The organism is Streptomyces sp. NBC_01166 (genome assembly GCF_045039765.1).
Taxonomy (GTDB): domain Bacteria; phylum Actinomycetota; class Actinomycetes; order Streptomycetales; family Streptomycetaceae; genus Streptomyces.
Genome location: NZ_CP108613.1, coordinates 5,305,451 through 5,324,947, shown reverse-complemented (window position 1 = coordinate 5,324,947; position 19,497 = coordinate 5,305,451). Strand labels below are relative to the sequence as shown.

Below are 19,497 nucleotides of genomic sequence, written 5' to 3'. Positions count from 1 at the left end.
CGTAATCAATCGAGGGAGTCCGGCCCATGACCACCACGTGCCCCACGCCAGCCGTGCACGAGCGAGCGCGTGACGCGCTTCCCGTTCCGGCGCTGCTGGTGATGGCGTGTACCGGATTCATCGTGATCATGACCGAGACGCTGCCGGCGGGGTTGCTCCCGCAGCTCTCCGCCGGGCTGGGCGTCTCCGAGGGCGGCGCCGGGCAGCTGGTGAGCGCCTATGCCGTCGGGACGGTCCTCGCCGCGATCCCCGCGATCACGCTGACACGCGGGGCACGGCGGAAGCCGCTTCTCCTCGCCGGGCTGCTCGGATTCCTCATCGCCAACGGCGTGACGGCGCTGGCGCCGTCGTTCAACGTCGCTCTCGTCGCCCGGTTCGTCGGGGGAGCCTTCTCCGGCCTGCTCTGGGGCATGCTCGCCGGGTACGCCCGCCGGATCGCCGCGCCCGAGCACGCCGGGCGCGCCCTCGCCGTCGCGATGACCGGGACCCCGGTCGCGCTCGCAGTCGGAACTCCCCTCGGCGCCTGGCTGGGCTCGACGGTCGGATGGCGCTGGTCCTTCGCCGCGATGTCGCTGCTCAGCATCGTCGTCATGGTGTTCGCGAAGTACCTGGTGCCCGACGCCCCGGGGCAGTCGGCACGGACCCGCGCCCCGCTCGGCCGGGTGCTGACCATCCCCGGCGTGGCGACCGTCCTCACCGTCGTCTTCATCTGGATGCTCGCGCACAACCTGCTCTACACGTACATCGCGTCCTACCTGCGGCAGACGGGGCTCGCGCTCCGGCCCGACATCACGCTGCTCGTCTTCGGCGTCGCCGCGCTCGGAGGGATCTGGATCACCGGCGTGTTCATCGACCGCGCCCTTCGCGGCCTCACCCTGGCCGGAGTGGCCCTCTTCGCCGTCGCCGGGGCGCTTCTCGCCGTGGCGCAGCAGTCCACCGTGCTCGCGCTGCTCGCGGTCGTCCTGTGGGGCCTCGCGTTCGGCGGTTCGGCGACGCAGCTGCAGACGGCCATGGGCGAGGCCGCGAGGGAGAACGCGGACGCGGCGAACGCGATGCTGACGACCTCCTTCAACCTGGCGATCTTCGCGGGCGGGGCCGTGGGGGCCCTCGTCGTCGACGGTGTGGGCGCACGCGCGCTGCCCGCCTGGATGATCGCCCTGGCCCTCGTGGCACTCGTCGCGGTCGGCTTCGGCCGACGGGCCGCCTTCCCCACGGGACGGTGACCGGGCACCGGGGGCTCGGCGCGGACGGCCGGGCCCCCGGCGGAGGGTGAGGACGGAGGCCTCAGATCACCAGACTGAGCGCCGCGGCGACCACGAAGCCGGCGACCGAGAGGACCGTCTCCAGGACCGTCCAGGTCTTCAGGGTGTCGCGCTCGGAGATACCGAAGTACTTCGAGACCATCCAGAATCCGCCGTCGTTGACGTGCGAGGCGAAGATGGAGCCCGCCGAGATCGCCATGATGATCAGCGCGAGGTGGGCCTGCGACATGTCCTGGCCCTCGACGAGCGGGACGACGATGCCGGCGGTGGTGACGATCGCGACCGTCGCCGAGCCCTGCGCGACCCGCAGGACGACGGAGATCAGCCATGCGAGCAGGATGACCGGCAGGCCCACGTCGTTGAAGGTGTCGGCGAGCGCGTCGGCGATGCCGCTGCCCTTCAGCACGGCTCCGAAGATGCCGCCCGCGCCGACGACCAGCAGGATGTTGCCGACGGGCTTCAGCGAGGACGTGGAGACCGACTCGAGGGACTTGCGGGACCAGCCCCGGCGGATGCCCAGCAGGTAGTAGGCGAGCAGCAGGGCGATCGTCAGCGCGACGAAGGGGTTTCCGAAGAACTCGATGACGGAGCGCGGGGTCGACGGGTCGAGCGCGATGGAGGAGAACGTCGCGGCCAGGATGAGGATCAGCGGCGTACCGATGATCGCGAGCACCGTGCCGAGCGGTACGGGCTTCTCGTGGGGGGTGACACCGGCGGCGCGCTGTTCGGCGACGACCGCGGCCTTGGCCTCGGCGGCCGCCTCGACCATGTCCTGCGGCACCTCGACGAAGATGCGCTTGCCGATCCAGGCGGCGTAGACCCAGGCGGCGAGGACGGACGGGATGCCGACCACGGCGCCCATCAGGATGACCCAGCCGAGGGAGACGTTGAACAGGCCCGCCGCGGCGACCGGCCCGGGGTGCGGGGGCAGGAACGCGTGCGTCATCGAGAGGCCGGCCAGCAGCGGCATCGCGTACAGGATGACCGACTTGCCGGAGCGCTTGGCGGCGGCGTAGACGATCGGCGCGAGGACGAAGATGCCGACGTCGAAGAAGACCGGGATGCCGAAGATGAGGCCGGTGAGGCCCATGGCGAGCGGGGCGCGCTTCTCGCCGAAGAGGTTCAGCAGGCGGGCGCTGAGGACCTCCGCGCCGCCGGACACCTCCAGGATGGCACCGAGCATCGTGCCGAGGCCGATGATGATCGCGACGTGCCCGAGGATGCCGCCCATGCCGGATTCGATGACCGAGACGGCGGCCGACTTCTGGACCGTGCCGAAGAGTTCGGTGACGGAGAGACCGGCACCCAGGCCGACGGCTATGGACACGGCGAGCAGCGCGACGAACGGCTGCAGCCTGACCTTGATTATCAGGAAGAGCAGGAGCGCTATCCCGAGAGCGGCGACGGTCAGCAGACCGGGCGTACCGCCGATCAGGAGGAGCAGTCCACCGGTGTGGGGTGGCACCTCGGGGGCGGGGGCGGCGGCGGCGAGCAGCATGAACGGTCAACTCCGTTGGTGACGGGGTCCTTCGGGGCAGGGGGGAGCGCGGCACGGCGCCCCTCGGGGGAAGGGGTGGGGCGCCGTGCCGTGAGGTGGCGGTTCAGGGGTGCCGGCTCCGGGGGCGGGCCGGCGGATCAGATGATCAGCCGAGGACCGCGAGCGCGTCGATCTCGATGAGCAGGCCCTTGGGCAGGCCGACGTACACCGTCGTACGTGCGGCGGCGGGGGCCTTGAGGCCCTGCTCCTCGAAGTACTCGTTGTAGATGGCGTTCATCTCGGCGAAGTGGTCGACGTCCGTGAGGTAGACGCGCATCATCATCACGTCGTCCCAGCTCGCGCCGCCCTCCTCCAGGATCGCCTTGACGTTGGCGAAGGTCTGCAGGGTCTGCTCGCGCAGCGTCGGGCCGGCCGGGGTGGGGGCCTGGCCCTCGACGGCGGGCAGGAAGCCGACCTGACCGGCGACCTGGAGGATGTTCCCCTTCTTCACGCCGTGCGAGAACTTGGCGGGCGGGGCGGTGTGGGTGCTGGGGGTGAGGGCGGTCTTCTCGGTCATGGCGGTTCAGGCTTTCTTGGTGGGGGCGGTGCCGGAGTACTCCCGGCTGATGGTCTCCGCGGTGCGGCGCACCACGGGGAGCAGGGTGAGGAGTTCCTCGGCCGTGACGACCACGTTCGGCGCGGACACCGACATGGCCGCGACGACGCGCCCGTCCGCGCCCCGGATGGGGGCGCCGACGCAGTTGATGGACTCCTCGTGGCCGCCGAGGTCGGTGGCCCAGCCCTGTTCGCGTACGACGGCGAGTTCCTTGAGGAAGGCGCCGGCGTTCGGGAGCGAACGGGACGTGTACATGGGGTAGTCGAGCCGTTCGGCGATGGCGCGCCGTTCGGGCTCGGGGAGGTCGGCGAGGAGCAGCTTGGCGACCGCGGCGACGGTGATCGCGACGGGTTTGCCGATCCGTGAGTACATCCGCACGGGGTAGCGGCTCTCGACCTTGTCGATGTAGAGGACCTCGTTCTCCTCGTACACCGCGAGGTGGACGGTGTGCCCGCACTGCTCGTTGAGTGCGACGAGGTGGCTGTGCGCGATCTCGCGTACGTCGAGGTTCTCGACGGCTTCCTGCGCGAGCGCGAAGAGCCGGGCGCCGAGGCGGTAGCGCTGGTCCTCCTGGCGGTAGACGAGTCCGTGCTCGTGGAGCGTACGGAGCAGGCGCAGCGCCGTGGACTTGTGGACCCCGAGCCGCTCGGCGACCTGGCCGAGGTCGGCGGGGCCCTGGGCGAGCAGCGGCAGGATGCTCAGCGCGCGGTCGACGGTCTGGCTCATGTGACTCGTACCTCCTCGTTCGCCCCTGCGGCGGCTGTCCAGCCGGGGCCGAGACGAAGTGTGCCCCAGGCCTCGTCGTCCAGGGCGGCGAGCCGGTCGGCGTAGGCCCGGGCCGGGGGGCCGGTGAGGTCGCCGGGGACGGTGAGGACGGCGGCGGCCATGAGGTGGCCGTGCCGGGCACGGTCGCGTACGGGCAGGCCGCGCAGGGTGGCGGAGAGGAAGCCCGCTGCGAAGGCGTCGCCCGCGCCGACGGCGGCGACGACGTCGACGCGCAGGGAGGGGACGGTGGTGACGGTGTCCGTGCCGCTCCCGGTCCTGGAGAAGACCGTGGCACCGTCCGAACCCCGCTTGACGACGAGGACGTCGGGCTCCGGGAGGGCGGCGCGGACGGCTTCGGTGCCGTGGACGCCCCAGGCCTCCTCCGCCTCGTCCTCGCCGACGAAGACGAGGTCGCAGCGGCGGGCGAGGTCGAGCAGGACCTCCGGGCCGGCCTCGCCGTCGCGCCACAGGCCGGGGCGGTGGTTGACGTCGAAGGAGATCAGGGGGCGGCCGTCGCGGGGGGCGGTGAGGTCGTGGAGGAGGGCCAGGCAGTCGGCGGAGAGGGCGGCGGTGATGCCGGACAGGTGCAGGACGCGGGTGTCGAGGAGGTCCTCGTACGGCACGTTGTGCGGGGACATCGCGGAGGCGGCGGAGCCTGCCCGGTAGTAGGCGACCTCGTGGGTGTCGGTGGCCCGGTCCGTCGCCGTGCGGAAGTAGATGCCGGTGGGGCGGCCCGGGTCGCGGCGGACGGCGGAGGTGTCGACGCCGTAGCCGGTGATCGTGTCGACGAGGTGGTCGCCGAAGCCGTCGGCGCCCACCCGGCCGACCCATTTCGCCCGGTGGCCCGCCGCGGCGAGCGCGCAGGCGACGTTGGACTCGGCACCACCGATGCCCCGGCCGAAGGAGGGGACGTCGGCGAGGCGGCCCGGCTGCGAGGGCAGGAACGTCACCATGGACTCGCCGAGGCAGACGACGTCCGCGGTGGCTGTCCTGGCTGCGGATCCGGGCACTCTGGGCTCCTCGTGGTCGGTCGTCGGGGGCCGGTGGTCACCATTGACCCGGCATCGGCTCGGATGTTAGACAGCCTTGAGCGATATACGCAACGCCTGTTGCACAGGATGCAACGACTACTTCCCCCGAGGAGATCCCCTTGGCCGCCGAGCAGTCCCCCGAACAGTCCGTGACGTCACTCGCCGGCGAACGGGTCGACCACCGCTTCAAGGCGCTGCCGCCGGACGCGGAGGGCCTCACGGTGGGCGCACTGGCGGCCGAGCGCCGCAATCTGTTCACGGGTGGCTTCACCACGCCGGTGCTGGCCCTGTCCGCCGAGTCGGTCGAGGCCAACCTCGCGCTGCTGGAGACGTACGCGGAGCGGCACGGCCTGGCCTTCGCACCGCACGGCAAGACGTCGATGTCCCCGCAGCTCTTCGCCCGTCAGCTGGAGTACGGCGCGTGGGGCATCACCGCCGCCGTCCCCCACCAGGCACGGGTCTACCGGGCCTACGGCATCGCGCGGATCTTCCTGGCCAACGAGCTCGTCGACGCGGTGGCCCTGCGCTGGCTGGCCGGTGAGCTGGACTCCGACCCGGACTTCACGTTCGCCTGTTACGTCGACTCCGTGCGCGGCGTCGAGCTGATGGACGAGGCCCTGCGCGCGGCGGGTGCCGTGCGCCCCGTGGACGTCGTGGTGGAGCTGGGCGCGGGCGAGGGCGCCCGCACCGGCGCCCGCACGGAGGCCGACTGCGCGGCGGTCGCCGACGCGGTGGCGGCCACGTCCACCCTGCGGCTGGTGGGCGTCGCGGGTTACGAGGGCGAGGTGCCGGACGCCTCCCCGGAACGCGTACGCGAGTGGCTGCGCCGGCTCGTCGCGCTGGCAGCGGACTTCGATACCGCCGGCCGCTTCGCCGCGCTCGGCGACGGCGAGGAGATCCTGGTCAGCGCGGGCGGCAGTGCGTGGTTCGACGCGGTCGCCGACGTCTTCGCCGGGATCCCCGCGCTGAGCCGGCCCGTCCTCAAGCTGCTGCGCTCCGGGGCGTACGTCAGTCACGACGACGGCCACTACCGCCACCTCACCCCCTTCAACCGGATCCCCGAGGAGGGCACGCTGCAGCCCGCCTTCCGCCTCTGGGCCCAGGTCGTCTCCCGCCCCACCCCCGGGCAGGCGTTCGTCAACGCCGGCAAGCGTGACGCGGCCTACGACCTGGACCTCCCCGAGGCGCAGGTCGTCCGCTCCGCGCGCGACGGCTCGGTGCGACCGGCCACCGGAATCACCGTCAGCGGGCTGTCCGACCAGCACGGCTGGGTGCGTACGGAGGAGGGCGCCGAGCTGGAGGTCGGGGACTGGATCGGCATGGGTCTCTCGCATCCCTGCACGTCGTTCGACAAGTGGCAGCTGATCCCGCTGGTCGAGGCCGACGGCACGGTCACGGATTACATCCGCACCTTCTTCTGATCCCTGCCCCCTCCCCCACCCCTCGAAAGGCGACCTCCCATGGACCTGGTCATCCGCGACGCCCGCGTCGTCGACGGCACCGGCGCCCCCTCCTACCGCGCCGACGTAGGCATCACGGACGGCCGGATCACCGAGATCCGCGGGGAGGGCGACGGCCCCCGCCCCACCGCCGCCCGCACCCTGGACGCCGACGGCCTCGCGCTCTCGCCGGGCTTCATCGACATGCACGCGCACAGCGACCTCGCGCTGCTGCGCGACCCCGACCACAGCGCGAAGGCCGCCCAGGGCGTCACCCTGGAGGTGCTCGGCCAGGACGGTCTGTCGTACGCCCCCGCCGACGACCGCACCCTCGCCGAGGTCCGCCGCTCCATCGCCGGCTGGAACGGCGACGGAAGCGACATCGACTTCGACTGGCGCACCGTCGGCGGCTATCTGGACCGCCTCGACCGCAACTTCGGCGGCGAGGGCATCGCCGTCAACGCCGCCTACCTCATCCCGCAGGGCACCGTCCGGATGCTCGCCGTCGGCTGGGACGACCGCCCCGCCACCGGCGCCGAGCTGGACCGCATGAAGGAGCTCGTCGCCCAGGGCATGGCCGAGGGCGCGGTCGGCATGTCCTCGGGCCTGACGTACACCCCCGGGATGTACGCGAAGGACGCCGAACTCACAGAACTGTGCCGGGTGGTGGCGGCGCACGACGGCTACTACTGCCCGCATCACCGCTCGTACGGGGCGGGAGCGCTCCAGGCGTACGAGGAGATGGTGCGGCTCACCCGCGACGCCGGCTGCGCACTCCATCTCGCCCACGCCACGATGAACTTCGGCGTGAACAAGGGCAAGGCACCCGAGCTCCTCTCCCTCCTGGACGAGGCGCTCGCGGCGGGCGCGGACATCTCGCTCGACACCTATCCGTACACGCCCGGCTGCACGACCCTCGTGGCGATGCTGCCGAGCTGGGCGAACGAGGGCGGGCCTGAGTCGGTCCTGACCCGGCTCGCCGACGGGGAGACTGCCGAGCGGATCCGTCACGTCGTCGAGGTCGTGGGGTCCGACGGCTGCCACGGCGTCCCGATCGAATGGGACAGGATCGAGATCTCCGGCGTCGGCTCACCGGCCCTGTCCGGATACGTCGGCCGTACGGTGGCCGAGTCCGCCCGGCTGCGCGGCGAGGAGCCCTGGGTGACGGCCCGTCGGCTGCTCGTCGAGGACCGGCTGGGCACGACGATCCTCCAGCACGTCGGCCATGAGGAGAACGTCCAGCAGATCATGCGCCACCGGGTGCACACCGGGGGCAGCGACGGCATCCTCCAGGGCGACAAGCCGCACCCCCGCGCGTACGGCACGTTCCCCCAGTACCTCGGCCGGTACGTACGGGAGCTGGGCATCCTCACGCTGGAGGAGTGCGTCGCCCACCTCACCTCCCGGCCGGCCGCCCGCCTGCGCCTGCCGGACCGCGGGTACGTCCGCGAGGGCTACCGCGCGGACCTGGTCCTCTTCGACCCGGCCACGGTGGCGGCAGGCTCGACCTTCGACGAGCCGCGCACCCTCCCGGTGGGCGTCCCGCACGTCCTGATCGACGGCCGCTTCGTCATCGAGGACGGCAGGCGGACCTCCACCCTGGCCGGCCGGTCGGTACGGGGCACGGGCGCCGCCCGGGGCTGAGGGGACTCACGTGCGAGCGCGCCTCGGCCCGCCGGCCTTCCCCGGCGGGCCGAGGTGCGTCCCCGGCGTCAACTCGTTTATGTCTTCAACGTGTTCGCATCCGGTCTCCGTCCGTCCACCAGTCCCCGCAGAAGCTTTACCGGGTGGTCGCGCCGCTCCTACACTCCGTCGGAAACCTGGAGATCACTCGGTCGCACCGGACCGGTTCACAACGGAGTGTCCCCATTGGCTGAGCACGAAATGCTCGTACTCGGGTTGTCGAACATCGAGGAAGACGTCTACCGGCATCTGCTCCGCAACCCAGGCGTCGAGGTGGAGGACATCCACGTCCTGCTGCGTCACGAGGCCGAACCGACCCGCCGGTCCATACAGAGGCTGCGGGACCTCAAGATCATCCAGCAGGTCGACGGCCGGACCCGGGCCTGCGAGCCGGAACTCGTGGTGGCACGCCTGGCCGAGCAGCGGCTCGAGGAGCTGTACGACGACATCCGCTCCCTCACCCATCTGCGCCCCCTCGTGGACTCGCTGGGACGCGAGATCCCCGAGCCGGAGCTGGGTGAGGACCAGAGGCCCGTCGAGCGGATCACCGGTCTGGAGGCGATCCGCACACGCCTCGACGAGCTGGCGTTCTTCGCCCGCGACGAAGTGCTCGCCGCCGAGCCCTACGACGCGCTGACGCCCGAGAACATCGAGAGCTCCAGGCCCCTGGACATGCGCTGCCTGCGCCGCGGCGTCAGCTGCCGCAGCCTGATCCGCCGGACCGCCCTGGAGGACGGCCCCACCCTCGCCTATCTCCTGGAACTCACCGCGGCGGGTGCGCGGATCAGGGTCCTGGACGAGCTGGACGAACTCATGCTCGTCTACGACCGCCACACCGCCCTGGTCCCCCTCGACCCCGGCAACACGGCCAAGGGGGCGCTGTGTTCGCAGGAGGAGGGCATCGTGACGACCGTGGTCAACAACTTCGAGCGGCTCTGGGCAGGGGCGGACGACCTCACGGCCCTGCTGGAGCAGCGTGGCGACAGCATGCCCGGCCCGGGACTCACCGAGATCCAGGGCAAGGTGCTGCGCCTGATGTGCACGGTCGGCAAGGACGAGATCGGCGCACGTGAGGCGGGTATCGCCCTGCGCACCTATCGCCGTCACATCTCGGACCTGATGCAGCTTCTGGGCGCGGAGAACCGCGCCCACGCCGCGCTGCTCGCCCGCGAGCGCAGCTGGATCTGAGAAAGCCGCCGGCTCCCCCGGACGTGCCGTGGGAGCCGTCGGGCCTTCGGTTTCAGGGGCAGCCGACGGGCGGCTTCCCCTGCCAGCCGTTGATCGGATCGCGGCACGGGTCGTTCAAGGGAGAGTCGGCGAGCTGCCGGACCTCCCTGTCCGCTCCGCCCGTCTGCCAGCCCGGCCCGGACATCGCCCAGGCCGGCCCGGCCAGCGTGAGGGCCGCGAGGGCCGCTCCCGCGATGGTTCCACGCGTACCGCCGAAGATCACACGCATCATTGTTCCCTCGTGACCCGCCCGGCGCCCCGGTCCCCGTCCAGCCGGGGCGTCACGGGTGAACAGCCGTCAGTCTGGCAGCGGGTGCACCCGAGTGGGACGGCTGCGCGCGGCAGCCTCCTGCCAACCTCCGGGCAGGATCCTGCACCGCTCCGGGGCGGCGGCGTCCCGGGTCACGGTTTGGGCAGCGCGCACCCGGCCCGGTCCAGATCGATCCGGTTGCCGCTGCCGATGCACGGCACGATGCCGTACGTCTGCTGGGCGTAGTTGGTGCCCTCGCGGACGGTGACGGTGCCGTTCTCGTCGACCTCGCACGGGTTGTTGTCCGTGCACCGCTTCCCGTCCTCGTTACCGGTGTTGTTGACGGCGACCACCTTGCCGGTCGCATCGTCGATCACGGGGGACCCGGACGTGCCGCCGATGGTCTCGCAGGCGGAGGTGTAGCGGATGGAGTCCTTCCACGTCCAGGCGCCCTCCTTCAGCCGGTAGGCGAAGCCGTCGATGTCGCAGCTGTAGGTGCGCTTCCAGTAGCCCGAGGCGACTGTGATGGCGGTGCCCTGGGCCGGGCGTCCGGCGTCGAGTTCCAGCGCCTCGATGCCGTAGCTGCTCTCGATCTGGGCGTACGTGCTGGTGAGCCGGTAGAGCGAGACATCCGTGTCCGTCATCGTCCCGTACGCGATCTTGTCGGCGCGCAGGGTGCCGACGCCGCTGCCCGCCGCGTTCAGCAGGGTGAAGCTCCGGGTCGAGGCCTGGTCGAGCACGACCTCGCCCGGGCCGGGGAAGCCGGACTCCAGGCAGTGGCCGTTGGAGAGCACAAGGGCCGGGTCGCCCGGCTGCGACGACGGTGCCCGTACGACCGAGCCGGAGCAGTTGCTGAGTGCGACCGTTCCGGCGAAGTCGACCGCCTTCACACGGACTTCGGAGGTGTCGGCTCCGGTGGCCGCGGTTGCGGGTGCGATGCCCGCGCCGAGGAACAGAACAGCAAAAAGCGCGCCGATGAGAGGCTTCTTCATGTGGGGGGTCCCCTCCGTATCCGTCTGCGACCGGAGTTCTTCCGGTTTTTGACATGCGCATGTTTGCGTACGGAGAGGGGTCCCACAAGGGGCGAAATCAAGCCGCGCGGTGCATCAGCGCACCTGGGTCATCGCCCGTGCCGCGCGGACCTTCGCGGCCACCGGCCGGCCGAGGACGACCGCGGCCAGCACCAGGACCAGCCCGCAGAGCTGGCGCCCGGTGAGGACCTCGTCCGCGGCCAGCGTGCCCAGCAGGACGCCGGTCACGGGATTGAGCAGGCCGACGAGGCCCACCGTCCCGGCGGGCAGATGGCGCAGACCCGCGAACCAGGCGGCGAAGGCCAGCGCCGTCGCCACCACGGAGACGTAACCGAAGCCGAGCAGCGCGGGTCCGTCCAGGCGCGGCGGCGCCCCCTCGACGACGACGGCGAACGGGAGCAGCAACAGCCCTCCGGCGGTCAACTGCCAGGACGTCGAGGCGAGTACGTCCACTTCGCCGCCCCACCGCTTGGCGAGCACGTACCCCAGGGACGACAGGAGCATGGCCGCGACGGACGCCGCCACACCCAGCGGCGCGGCCGACGCCTCTCCCGTGAGGAGCATGAGCGCCACTCCCCCGGTACCGATGCCCGCACCGGCGAGGTGCCGCGCCTGCGGGCGTTCCGCAACCAGACCCCACGCGATCAGCATCATGACCACCGGCGAGGCCGCCATGACCGTCGAGGCCAGGCTGGTCGGGAGCAACTGGGCAGCGACGTACACAAGGGCGAAGAAGACACCCGTGTTGAGAAGCCCGAGAACGGCACTGCGCCACCACCACGACGCGTGCGGCAGCTCCCTGCGTACGGCGAGGAGGAGCAGCCCCGCGGGCAGCGCCCTGATCGCGGCGCCGTACAGCGGGTCACCGGCCGGCAGGTACTCATGGGTGACGAAGTAGTTCGTGCCCCAGGCCACGGGTGCGATCGCCGTGACCAGCGTCCATCGGACGTTAGCTTCCATGGAAACTATTATGTCTTCCAGGGAAGCTATAGTGAAGTCATGCAGGAGCACCCCGAGGAACCGCTCGACCACGTGGCCCGCATCCAGGCCGAGTGGGCCCGGGAGCGCCCGGATCTCGACGTACGCCCGCAGGCGGTGATCGGGCGGCTGCACCGGCTGGGCGCACTGCTCACCGAGCAGCTCTGTGCCGTCTACCGGCGCCACGGACTGAGTGAGGGCGAGTTCGACGTGCTGGCCGCCCTCCGTCGCGCGGGCGAGCCGTTCGAGCGCGCCCCGGGCGAGCTCGCGGCGCACACCATGGTCACGACGGGCGCCATGACGAAGCGGATCGACCGGCTGGAGCGCGACGGCCTCGTCACCCGCCGCCGCTCGGCGGCCGACGGCCGGGGGCGGGTCGTGGCGCTCACCCCGGCGGGCCGGAACCTGATCGACCAGGCCTTCGCCGCCCACATGCGGAACGAGCGCCGACTGCTGGACACCCTGTCACCCGAGGAGGCGGCAGAGCTGGAGACACTGCTGACCGCCTGGCTGGCGCGCGTCGAGCCCCCGCGGGACCGGCAGGAGCCGGACGGGAGGCCCTAACTCCCGTTGCGCGGCCGGGGGCGCCGGTGCAGCAAGCCGAAGCGGTCCCATTCCGCCTCGGCGGCCTCGATGGCCCGGCGGGTCCGCTCGGGGTCGATGGCCGCCAGCTCCGCGACGACGGCCTGCACCACGGCGGTTCCGGCCGTGAGCGAGGGGAAGAAGGACACGCCCTCGGCGGGCACGAGGACGACCTCGTCCGCCGCCTCGGTGAGCGCCGGGCTCGCGGCGTCCGTGAGCGCGAAGACCTTGGCGCCCCGGCGGTGCGCCTCTCCGGCCGCGAGGACGGTGCTCGCGTAGAGCCGCCAGAAGCTGATGGCGACGAGCGCGTCCTCGTCCGTCATGTCTGAGATGACGTTGGCGAGTTGGGCGTCGCCACCGGTGATCGCGGTGATGCGGTAGCCGGCCAGCCGCGCGTTGTGCGCGAAGGCGATCCCGGTCGCCGCGTAACTGCCGTCGGCGACCACGACCGTGTGCCGGGCGCCCGCCACCGCTTCGGCGACCCTCCGTATGGCGTCGCCGTCGAGCCGTCGGGTGAGCAGGGCGACGCTGTCGAGGTCGCGGCGCAAGGACGCGTCCGCCACGCCGTCCGTCGCGTGATGCTCGGCGGCGACGTCGGGGGCACTGAGGGCGGACAGATAGCGCGCCCTGAGCTCCTGCTGGAGCGCCGGCCAGCCCGCAAAGCCGAGAGCCTGGGCGGTGCGGGTGACGGTGGCGATGTTGACCCCGGCCAGGGTGGCCAGCTCGGCGGTCGAGGCGAACGAGGCCCGTCGCGGCTGGGTGAGGAGGACGTCCAGGACGGCCGTGCCCTTGCTGCGCAGCCCGCGCAGGGGGAGCCGGCCACGCAGCCACTCCTCGAAGCTGTCGCCCGCGTCGGGAGCGGGCCGCTCGTCACCGGGGCCGCGGCTGCCGTCGGCGTCCACGTCGGCGTCGGGTCCTGCTGCCACCACTGGGCCTCCCTCTGTTCATCACGGCCCCGTGAGGCGGGTCTCCGACGTGTTTCCGGCCCAGGCTACCGGTGTAACGATCAGAAAAATCTGCAACAACCATTGCAGTTTGTCGATTCTGCATATTACGTTGCCTCCAACTCGAAGCCCCGGAGGTGCGGCATGACGCTGTTGGCCCGACTGGACCGGCTGCCGCTGAGCAAGCCCCATTACGCCCTGCTGCTGATCGGTGGCCTCGGCTACACGTTCGACGGGATGGACTCGGCCGTGGTCGCCTTCCTGATGCCCAGCGCGCAGGAGGCCTGGGACCTCAGCAACGGCGCACTCGGGCTCATCGGCTCCGCCTCGCCCTTCGGTTTCCTCTTCGGGGCCGTGGCCGCCGGACTGCTGGGCGACCGGATCGGCCGCCGCAAGGTGATGATGTGGGCGCTCGCCTTCTACGCCTTCTTCTCCCTGGTGGCGGCGTTCGCGCCCAACTACGAACTCTTCCTGGGCGCCCGGACCCTGGCCGGGGCGGGGGCCGGCGCGGAGAGCGCCATCATCGCCCCGTTCCTCTCGGAGTTCGTGCCCGCCGCGCGCCGGGGCTGGTTCGTCGGGGCGCTCGCCGGATTCTTCTCCTTCGGCTTCGTCGCCGCCGCGCTCATCGGCCGGTTCGTCGTCCCGACCGTCCACGAGGGCTGGCGGGTCGCCCAGGTGATCACCGCCCTGCCCGTGGTGATGCTGCTCTGGTGGCGGCGCTCCCTGCCCGAGTCGCCGCGCTATCTGATCGCCCGGGGAGAGCTCGCGGCCGCGGAACAGGTCGTCTCCGATCTCGAACGCAAGGTCGAGAAGGCCACCGGCGAGCCACTGCCTCCCGTGCCGGTGGAGGACGCCGCGACGACGGCGGCCGCGATCGCTCCCGCCAGGCCGGCGCTGGGCCTTTTCGCCGCGCTGAAGTACCTCTGGAGCGGCAGGATGGCGCGTCGCACCGCGATCACCTGGCTGATCTGGTTCGTGATCACGTTCTCGTACTACGGGTTCTTCTCCTGGATCCCGACCCTGCTGATCCAGCGCGGGATCACCGTCACCAAGAGCTTCGAGTTCTCGATCATCATCTACCTGGCGCAGATCCCCGGGTATTTCTCGGCGGCCTGGCTGTCGGAGCGGCTCGACCGCAAGAACGTCATCGCCCTCTACCTCACCGGCTCGGCCCTCAGTGCCTTCTGGCTCAGCCAGACCACGACCCCGGCGTCGATCACCCTGGCGGGGGCGGTGCTCTCCTTCTTCCTCAACGGCACCTACGCGGGCGTCTACTCCTACACCCCCGAGGTCTTCCCGACCTGGATCAGGGCCAGCGGGACGGGTATGTCCAGCGCCTTCGGCCGGGTCGGCTCCATCCTCGCCCCGGTGATCATCGGGGTCTCCTCCGCGAGCTTCGGTTTCGCCGGCGTCTTCGGTCTGACCACGGCCGTGCTCGCGGTCGGAGTCATCTGCACGGTGCTGTTCGGCGTGAGCACGGCCGGACGTTCCCTCGAGGAGCTCACCGAACCGGGGCCGGCACCGTCCGTCCTCCCTTCCGCACCCACCACCACCGAGGTGACCTCCCGATGAGCGACACATCCGCGACCGGCCTGCTCCCCGCGTTGGAGGAGGAGATCCGCACGACGGTGGGCGTCCGCCTCTTCACCGTCCTGGCCTGGCTGCCCGAGCGGCGCGTCCTGCACCGTGTCCACAGCAGCCACCCCGGCCCGTACCCGGTCGGGGGCGAGAAGTCCGTCGAGGTGTCCGGCGGCTGGCTGGAGCAGTGCATCGCACGGCAGCTGCCGTATCTGGGAGCCGACCGCGCCGCCGTACGCGAGGTCTTCGCCGACCACCGGACCATCGACGAGCTCGGCTGCGGCGCGGTGGTCAACATCCCAGTCGTCGATGGCGGCCGCACGCTGGGCATGCTCAACGTCCTGGACGCCGAGGGCAGTTACGACGACGAGTCCGTCCGGGCGCTGACCGCCCTCGCCTCCCGGGCCGTCCCGGACCTGCGCTCCGCCACCGCACGGGCGGACAGGACCGGCCGCTGACCCCGGCATTTCCGCCCGCACCCCCGTACATCTGATTCACCGAGGAGACCCCCTTGTCCCTTCTGCTGCGCAACGCCCGACTGCTCGATGTGGCCACCGGCGACTACCAGGAGGCCGACCTGCGGTGTGCCGACGGGCGCATCGTCGAGACCGGCACCGGACTGAGCGCTCCCGACGGCGTCAGGTCCGTCGACCTGGCCGGCGCCCCGGTGCTGCCGGGCCTGATCGACGCCCACGTCCATGTGACGGCCTCCACCGCCGACCTGGGCGCACTGCCCTCCTCCTCCCCCAGTTACGTCGCCGCGCACAGCGCCCGGATCATGAGCGGGATGCTCGACCGGGGATTCACCACCGTGCGGGACGCCTCGGGCGCCGACTACGGTCTGTGCGACGCCCAGGAGGAGGGGCTGCTGCGCGGGCCCCGGCTGTTGTTCTGCGGCCGCGCCCTCAGCCAGACCGGCGGGCACGGGGACAGCCGTGGCCGAGGCACGCGGGTCAGCGACGACCACCCCTGCTGCGCGGGGCTCGGCAGGGTGGCCGACGGCGTCGACGCGGTACGGGCGGCGGCCCGCGACGAGCTCCGCAAGGGCGCCCACCACCTCAAGGTGATGGCCTCCGGGGGCGTCGCCTCGCCCACCGACCGCATCGACTCCACCCAGTACTCGATGGACGAGCTGCGGGCCGTGGTCGAGGAGGCCGAGGCCGCGAACCGTTACGTCGCCGCGCACGCCTACACCGCGCGGGCCGTCAACCGGGCCCTGCGGGCGGGCATCCGGTCGGTCGAGCACGGCAACCTGCTGGACGACGAGAGCGTGCGGCTGTTCGCCGAGTACGACGCGTTCCTGGTGCCGACGCTGGTGACCTACTGGGCGCTGAAGAAGGAGGGCCCGGAGTTCGGTCTGCCCGCCGACAGCCACCGCAAGGTGGACGAGGTGCTGGGGCAGGGCCTCGTGGCGCTGGAGCGGGCCGCGCGGGGAGGGGTCAGGACCGTGTACGGGAGCGACCTCCTGGGCGGGATGCACCGCCATCAGAACGAGGAGTTCCGCATCCGCGCCGAGGTGCAGAAGCCGATCGACGTGATCCGGGCTGCCACCTCCACGGCAGCCGAACTCCTCAGCATGCGGGGGGAGATCGGAACCCTGGAGCCGGGGGCCCACGCCGACCTGGTGGTGCTCCGGGGCGACCCGCTGACCGACATCGGCTTCCTGGCGGACCCGTCGCACGTGATGGGCGTCGTCCAGGGCGGCTCGGTGGTGTCCGCGCAGCGGGGGTCCGCGCTCGCCGCGTGACACGCGGGTCCGCCGCCGGGACACGCTCCCCGTACCTCCCGTGCCGCCAGGGCATTTGAGAAACCCTTGAGGTCTCTGCGTAGTGTCGGGGTATGACACTCGACCTCGACGCCTACTTCGCCCGCATCGGCTGGTCCGGGGAGCGCCGCCCCACCGTGGAGGTGCTGCGGTCCGTGCACCGCGCCCACATGCTGGGCATCCCGTTCGAGAATCTGGAGCCCCTCCTCGGCAGCGCCCCGTCCCTCGCGCTCCCGGATCTGGAGAAGAAGCTCGTCCGCAGTGAGCGTGGCGGGTACTGCTACGAGCACAACACCCTCCTCACCGCCGCCCTGACCCAGCTCGGGTTCCAGGTGACGCTGCTGACCGCACGGGTGGTGGTGGGCGCCGCGCCCGGTGACGTCCGGCCCCGTACGCACATGCTGATGAAGGTGGACGTGGAGGGTGAGCCCACCCCCTGGCTGGCCGACGTCGGCTTCGGCTCGCACGGCGCGCTGCTGGAGCCGATCCCGCTGGTGGTGGACACCGAGCTGCTCGACACCCCGCGCCGCCACCGGCTCGTGCACGCCCCGCACGACGGCCCACTGGAGATGTGGGAGCTGCAGGCGGACAAGGGCGGCTACTGGGAGCCGCAGTACGAATTCACCCTGGAGCCTTTCGAGGCCCCGGACTACGAGGTCATCAACTGGCACATCGCGACGAACCCGCGCTCGCCCTTCCGGCAGGCGGTGTACGCCCAGCGCACCCTGCCGGGCCTGCACCGCGCCCTGTCCGGCCGGACGCTGGTGGAGACCGCCGACGACGGCACGGTCGCGGAGCGGGAGCTGAGCGACGACGCCGAGGTGCTGCGGGTGCTGGCCGAGGACTTCGGCGTACGCCTTCCGGACGGGACCGTCCTGCCCGGCTGACCAGGGTGGCGCATCTCACCAGGTGCCGCCGCCCACGCCCGCATTCCAAGCCGCGGCCCCGCCCGGACCGGCCGTTCCCACGGTCCGCGGCCGGGGCGGCATGGCGATGGAAGACCCGGCGGGCCGTGACACGCCCCCGGAGGGAGCAACCACCGCGCGAACCGGACGCAGCGCTCGAAACACGGTCGTAAGCTCGCAGACATGCAGGTCATCCAGTCCACGAAGCTCGCCGGCGTCTGTTACGAAATCCGCGGCCCCGTGCTCGAGGAAGCGATGCGGCTCGAAGCCGCAGGTCATCGCATCCTCAAGCTCAACACGGGCAACCCCGCGGCGTTCGGCTTCGAGTGTCCGCCGGAGATCCTCGAGGACATCCTGCGCAACCTCTCGGGCGCGCACGGCTACGGCGACGCGAAAGGCCTGCTGTCCGCGCGCCGCGCGGTGATGCAGCACTACCAGACCAAGGGGATCGACCTCGACGTCGAGGACGTCTACCTGGGCAACGGCGTCTCCGAGCTGATCCAGATGTCGATGCAGGCGCTGCTCGACGACGGCGACGAGGTGCTCGTCCCCGCTCCGGACTACCCGCTGTGGACGGCCTCGGTCTCCCTGGCCGGCGGTACGGCCGTGCACTACCGGTGCGACGAGCAGGCCGACTGGATGCCCGACCTCGCGGACATCGAGCGGAAGATCACCGACCGCACCAAGGCGCTCGTGATCATCAACCCGAACAACCCGACCGGCGCCGTCTACGACGACGAGATGCTGCGCGGGCTGACCGAGATCGCCCGCCGCCACAACCTGGTCGTCTGCTCGGACGAGATCTACGACCGGATCCTCTACGACGGCGCGACGCACACCCCGACCGCCGCCATCGCCCCCGACCTGATGGTGCTCACCTTCAACGGGCTCTCCAAGAACTACCGGATCGCGGGGTACCGCTCCGGCTGGATGGCGGTCTGCGGCCCGAAGGCGCACGCGTCCTCGTACATCGAGGGGCTGACGATCCTGGCCAACATGCGCCTCTGCGCCAACATGCCCGCGCAGCACGCGGTGGCGACCGCGCTCGGCGGGCGGCAGTCGATCAACGAGCTGGTGCTGCCGGGCGGGCGGATCCTGGAGCAGCGGGATGTGGCGTACGACCTGCTGACGCAGATCCCCGGTGTGACCTGCGTGAAGCCGAAGGGGGCGCTGTATCTCTTCCCGAGGCTCGACCCCAAGGTCTTCAAGATCAAGGACGACCGTCAGATGGTCCTCGATCTGCTGCGGGCCGAGAAGATCATGGTGGTGCAGGGTACGGGCTTCAACTGGCCGGAGCCCGATCACTTCCGGGTGGTCACGCTGCCGCCGGCCAAGGACCTGACCGACGCGGTGACGCGCATCGGGAACTTCCTGGACGGCTACAGCCAGCCCTGAGCGAGCCCGGATCTCCGGATCGGACACAACTTTAGACTGAATCCAAGATAGGATGGCTTTACTGCACGATCAGGAGGCCACCCATGTACGAGCCGATCCGCACCAAGTCGGTCCACACATCGGCCGACAACGCCGATTTCCCGCACCGCAGCCGCGAGGACGAGCTGGACATCCAGCTCGCCGGACATCTCGCGGCCCTGCTCGCCGTCACCGACGAGCTGGGCCTCGCCGCCATGGGCGACCGCATCGCAGGGCAGGTCGCCCGGCTGCGCTCGGCGCCGCCCGCCCGGCACGCCGGCCGGAGCGACGCCTCCCCGGCCGCTCTGCACCGCCGCGCCCACGCCCTGGCCGGGAGGGCCCTGGTGGTGGCCGCGTCCCGCGCGGACACCGCCGTGGCGATCCTCGCGGCCGAGGCCATGGACGCGCACGCCGAGGCCCTGTCCGCCACCGCCGCGCCGACCGTCCTGGTCGGCGCCCCCTGACGGCCCCGGTCCACGTGTCGCGAAGACGCGTGGACCGGGTGCCACACATGCGCCGGGTGCGCCGGACACAGAGCGGCACCCGGAGCC

General features: G+C 71.5%; 19 protein-coding genes. 11 read left to right on the top strand and 8 right to left on the bottom strand.

The window, feature by feature from the left end:
• Positions 1 to 26 precede the first annotated feature (26 nt).
• Entirely contained in the window at positions 27 to 1,223 is a 1,197-nt protein-coding gene (locus OG379_RS24660) for an MFS transporter (protein WP_405665191.1), read from the top strand.
• A 61-nt stretch (positions 1,224 to 1,284) separates the two neighbouring features.
• Here OG379_RS24660 and OG379_RS24655 read toward each other — a convergent pair whose 3' ends face one another.
• The 4 genes from OG379_RS24655 to OG379_RS24640 all read right to left on the bottom strand — a co-directional run bounded on the left by OG379_RS24655 (position 1,285) and on the right by OG379_RS24640 (position 5,130).
• Entirely contained in the window at positions 1,285 to 2,760 is a 1,476-nt protein-coding gene (locus OG379_RS24655) for a GntP family permease (RefSeq protein ID WP_393764811.1), read from the bottom strand.
• A gap of 145 nt (positions 2,761 to 2,905) precedes the next feature.
• Positions 2,906 to 3,316: a RidA family protein gene (locus OG379_RS24650; RefSeq protein ID WP_104788630.1), complete on the bottom strand. Its 411-nt coding sequence runs from the start codon at positions 3,314 to 3,316 to the stop codon at positions 2,906 to 2,908.
• 6 nt (positions 3,317 to 3,322) lie between these two features.
• Positions 3,323 to 4,081: an IclR family transcriptional regulator gene (locus tag OG379_RS24645; RefSeq protein ID WP_393764807.1), complete on the bottom strand. Its 759-nt coding sequence runs from the start codon at positions 4,079 to 4,081 to the stop codon at positions 3,323 to 3,325.
• Entirely contained in the window at positions 4,078 to 5,130 is a 1,053-nt protein-coding gene (locus OG379_RS24640; RefSeq protein WP_393764805.1) for a sugar kinase, read from the bottom strand. The genes OG379_RS24645 and OG379_RS24640 overlap by 4 nt, the downstream gene beginning before the upstream one ends.
• 140 nt (positions 5,131 to 5,270) lie before the next feature.
• On the opposite strand from OG379_RS24640, the gene OG379_RS24635 reads away from it, so the two are divergent.
• The 3 genes from OG379_RS24635 to OG379_RS24625 all read left to right on the top strand — a co-directional run bounded on the left by OG379_RS24635 (position 5,271) and on the right by OG379_RS24625 (position 9,461).
• The gene (locus OG379_RS24635) at positions 5,271 to 6,572 is read left to right on the top strand and encodes an alanine racemase (RefSeq protein ID WP_405665189.1); all 1,302 of its coding nucleotides are present in this window, start codon (positions 5,271 to 5,273) and stop codon (positions 6,570 to 6,572) included.
• Positions 6,573 to 6,611: 39 nt separating this feature from the next.
• Positions 6,612 to 8,234 carry an amidohydrolase family protein gene (locus OG379_RS24630; protein ID WP_405665188.1) on the top strand — a complete coding sequence of 541 codons (1,623 nt, stop codon included), beginning with the start codon at positions 6,612 to 6,614 and terminating at the stop codon, positions 8,232 to 8,234.
• A gap of 225 nt (positions 8,235 to 8,459) precedes the next feature.
• Positions 8,460 to 9,461, top strand: coding sequence for a helix-turn-helix transcriptional regulator (locus OG379_RS24625; protein ID WP_405665187.1), 1,002 nt, complete (start codon positions 8,460 to 8,462; stop codon positions 9,459 to 9,461).
• A gap of 52 nt (positions 9,462 to 9,513) precedes the next feature.
• Here OG379_RS24625 and OG379_RS24620 read toward each other — a convergent pair whose 3' ends face one another.
• From OG379_RS24620 to OG379_RS24610, 3 genes are all read right to left on the bottom strand, one after another.
• On the bottom strand, positions 9,514 to 9,729 hold the full coding sequence (locus OG379_RS24620; RefSeq protein ID WP_405665186.1) for a hypothetical protein: 216 nt from the start codon (positions 9,727 to 9,729) through the stop codon (positions 9,514 to 9,516).
• 173 nt (positions 9,730 to 9,902) lie between these two features.
• Positions 9,903 to 10,742 carry a serine protease gene (locus tag OG379_RS24615; RefSeq protein ID WP_405665185.1) on the bottom strand — a complete coding sequence of 280 codons (840 nt, stop codon included), beginning with the start codon at positions 10,740 to 10,742 and terminating at the stop codon, positions 9,903 to 9,905.
• A 114-nt stretch (positions 10,743 to 10,856) separates the two neighbouring features.
• Positions 10,857 to 11,741, bottom strand: coding sequence for a DMT family transporter (locus OG379_RS24610; protein ID WP_405665184.1), 885 nt, complete (start codon positions 11,739 to 11,741; stop codon positions 10,857 to 10,859).
• Positions 11,742 to 11,780: 39 nt separating this feature from the next.
• Between OG379_RS24610 and OG379_RS24605 the strand changes: the two genes are divergently transcribed.
• Entirely contained in the window at positions 11,781 to 12,323 is a 543-nt protein-coding gene (locus tag OG379_RS24605; RefSeq protein WP_405665183.1) for a MarR family winged helix-turn-helix transcriptional regulator, read from the top strand.
• Here OG379_RS24605 and OG379_RS24600 read toward each other — a convergent pair.
• Positions 12,320 to 13,267, bottom strand: coding sequence for a MurR/RpiR family transcriptional regulator (locus OG379_RS24600; protein WP_405665182.1), 948 nt, complete (start codon positions 13,265 to 13,267; stop codon positions 12,320 to 12,322). The two genes, OG379_RS24605 and OG379_RS24600, sit on opposite strands and share 4 nt — an antisense overlap.
• A gap of 162 nt (positions 13,268 to 13,429) precedes the next feature.
• Here OG379_RS24600 and OG379_RS24595 point away from each other — a divergent pair, with 162 nt between their 5' ends.
• The 6 genes from OG379_RS24595 to OG379_RS24570 all read left to right on the top strand — a co-directional run bounded on the left by OG379_RS24595 (position 13,430) and on the right by OG379_RS24570 (position 19,410).
• On the top strand, positions 13,430 to 14,857 hold the full coding sequence (locus tag OG379_RS24595) for an MFS transporter (RefSeq protein WP_405665181.1): 1,428 nt from the start codon (positions 13,430 to 13,432) through the stop codon (positions 14,855 to 14,857).
• Positions 14,854 to 15,321, top strand: a complete 468-nt coding sequence (locus OG379_RS24590) for a GAF domain-containing protein (RefSeq protein WP_405665179.1) — start codon at positions 14,854 to 14,856, stop codon at positions 15,319 to 15,321. Before OG379_RS24595 ends, OG379_RS24590 begins: the two co-directional genes overlap by 4 nt.
• A gap of 53 nt (positions 15,322 to 15,374) precedes the next feature.
• On the top strand, positions 15,375 to 16,610 hold the full coding sequence (locus OG379_RS24585) for an amidohydrolase family protein (RefSeq protein ID WP_405665178.1): 1,236 nt from the start codon (positions 15,375 to 15,377) through the stop codon (positions 16,608 to 16,610).
• A 92-nt stretch (positions 16,611 to 16,702) separates the two neighbouring features.
• Positions 16,703 to 17,515: an arylamine N-acetyltransferase gene (locus OG379_RS24580; protein WP_393764781.1), complete on the top strand. Its 813-nt coding sequence runs from the start codon at positions 16,703 to 16,705 to the stop codon at positions 17,513 to 17,515.
• A 201-nt stretch (positions 17,516 to 17,716) separates the two neighbouring features.
• Positions 17,717 to 18,928 (top strand): pyridoxal phosphate-dependent aminotransferase, encoded by a 1,212-nt coding sequence (locus tag OG379_RS24575; protein ID WP_104788609.1) that lies wholly within the window; start codon positions 17,717 to 17,719, stop codon positions 18,926 to 18,928.
• An 83-nt stretch (positions 18,929 to 19,011) separates the two neighbouring features.
• Positions 19,012 to 19,410: a hypothetical protein gene (locus tag OG379_RS24570; RefSeq protein WP_393764779.1), complete on the top strand. Its 399-nt coding sequence runs from the start codon at positions 19,012 to 19,014 to the stop codon at positions 19,408 to 19,410.
• Positions 19,411 to 19,497 lie beyond the last annotated feature (87 nt).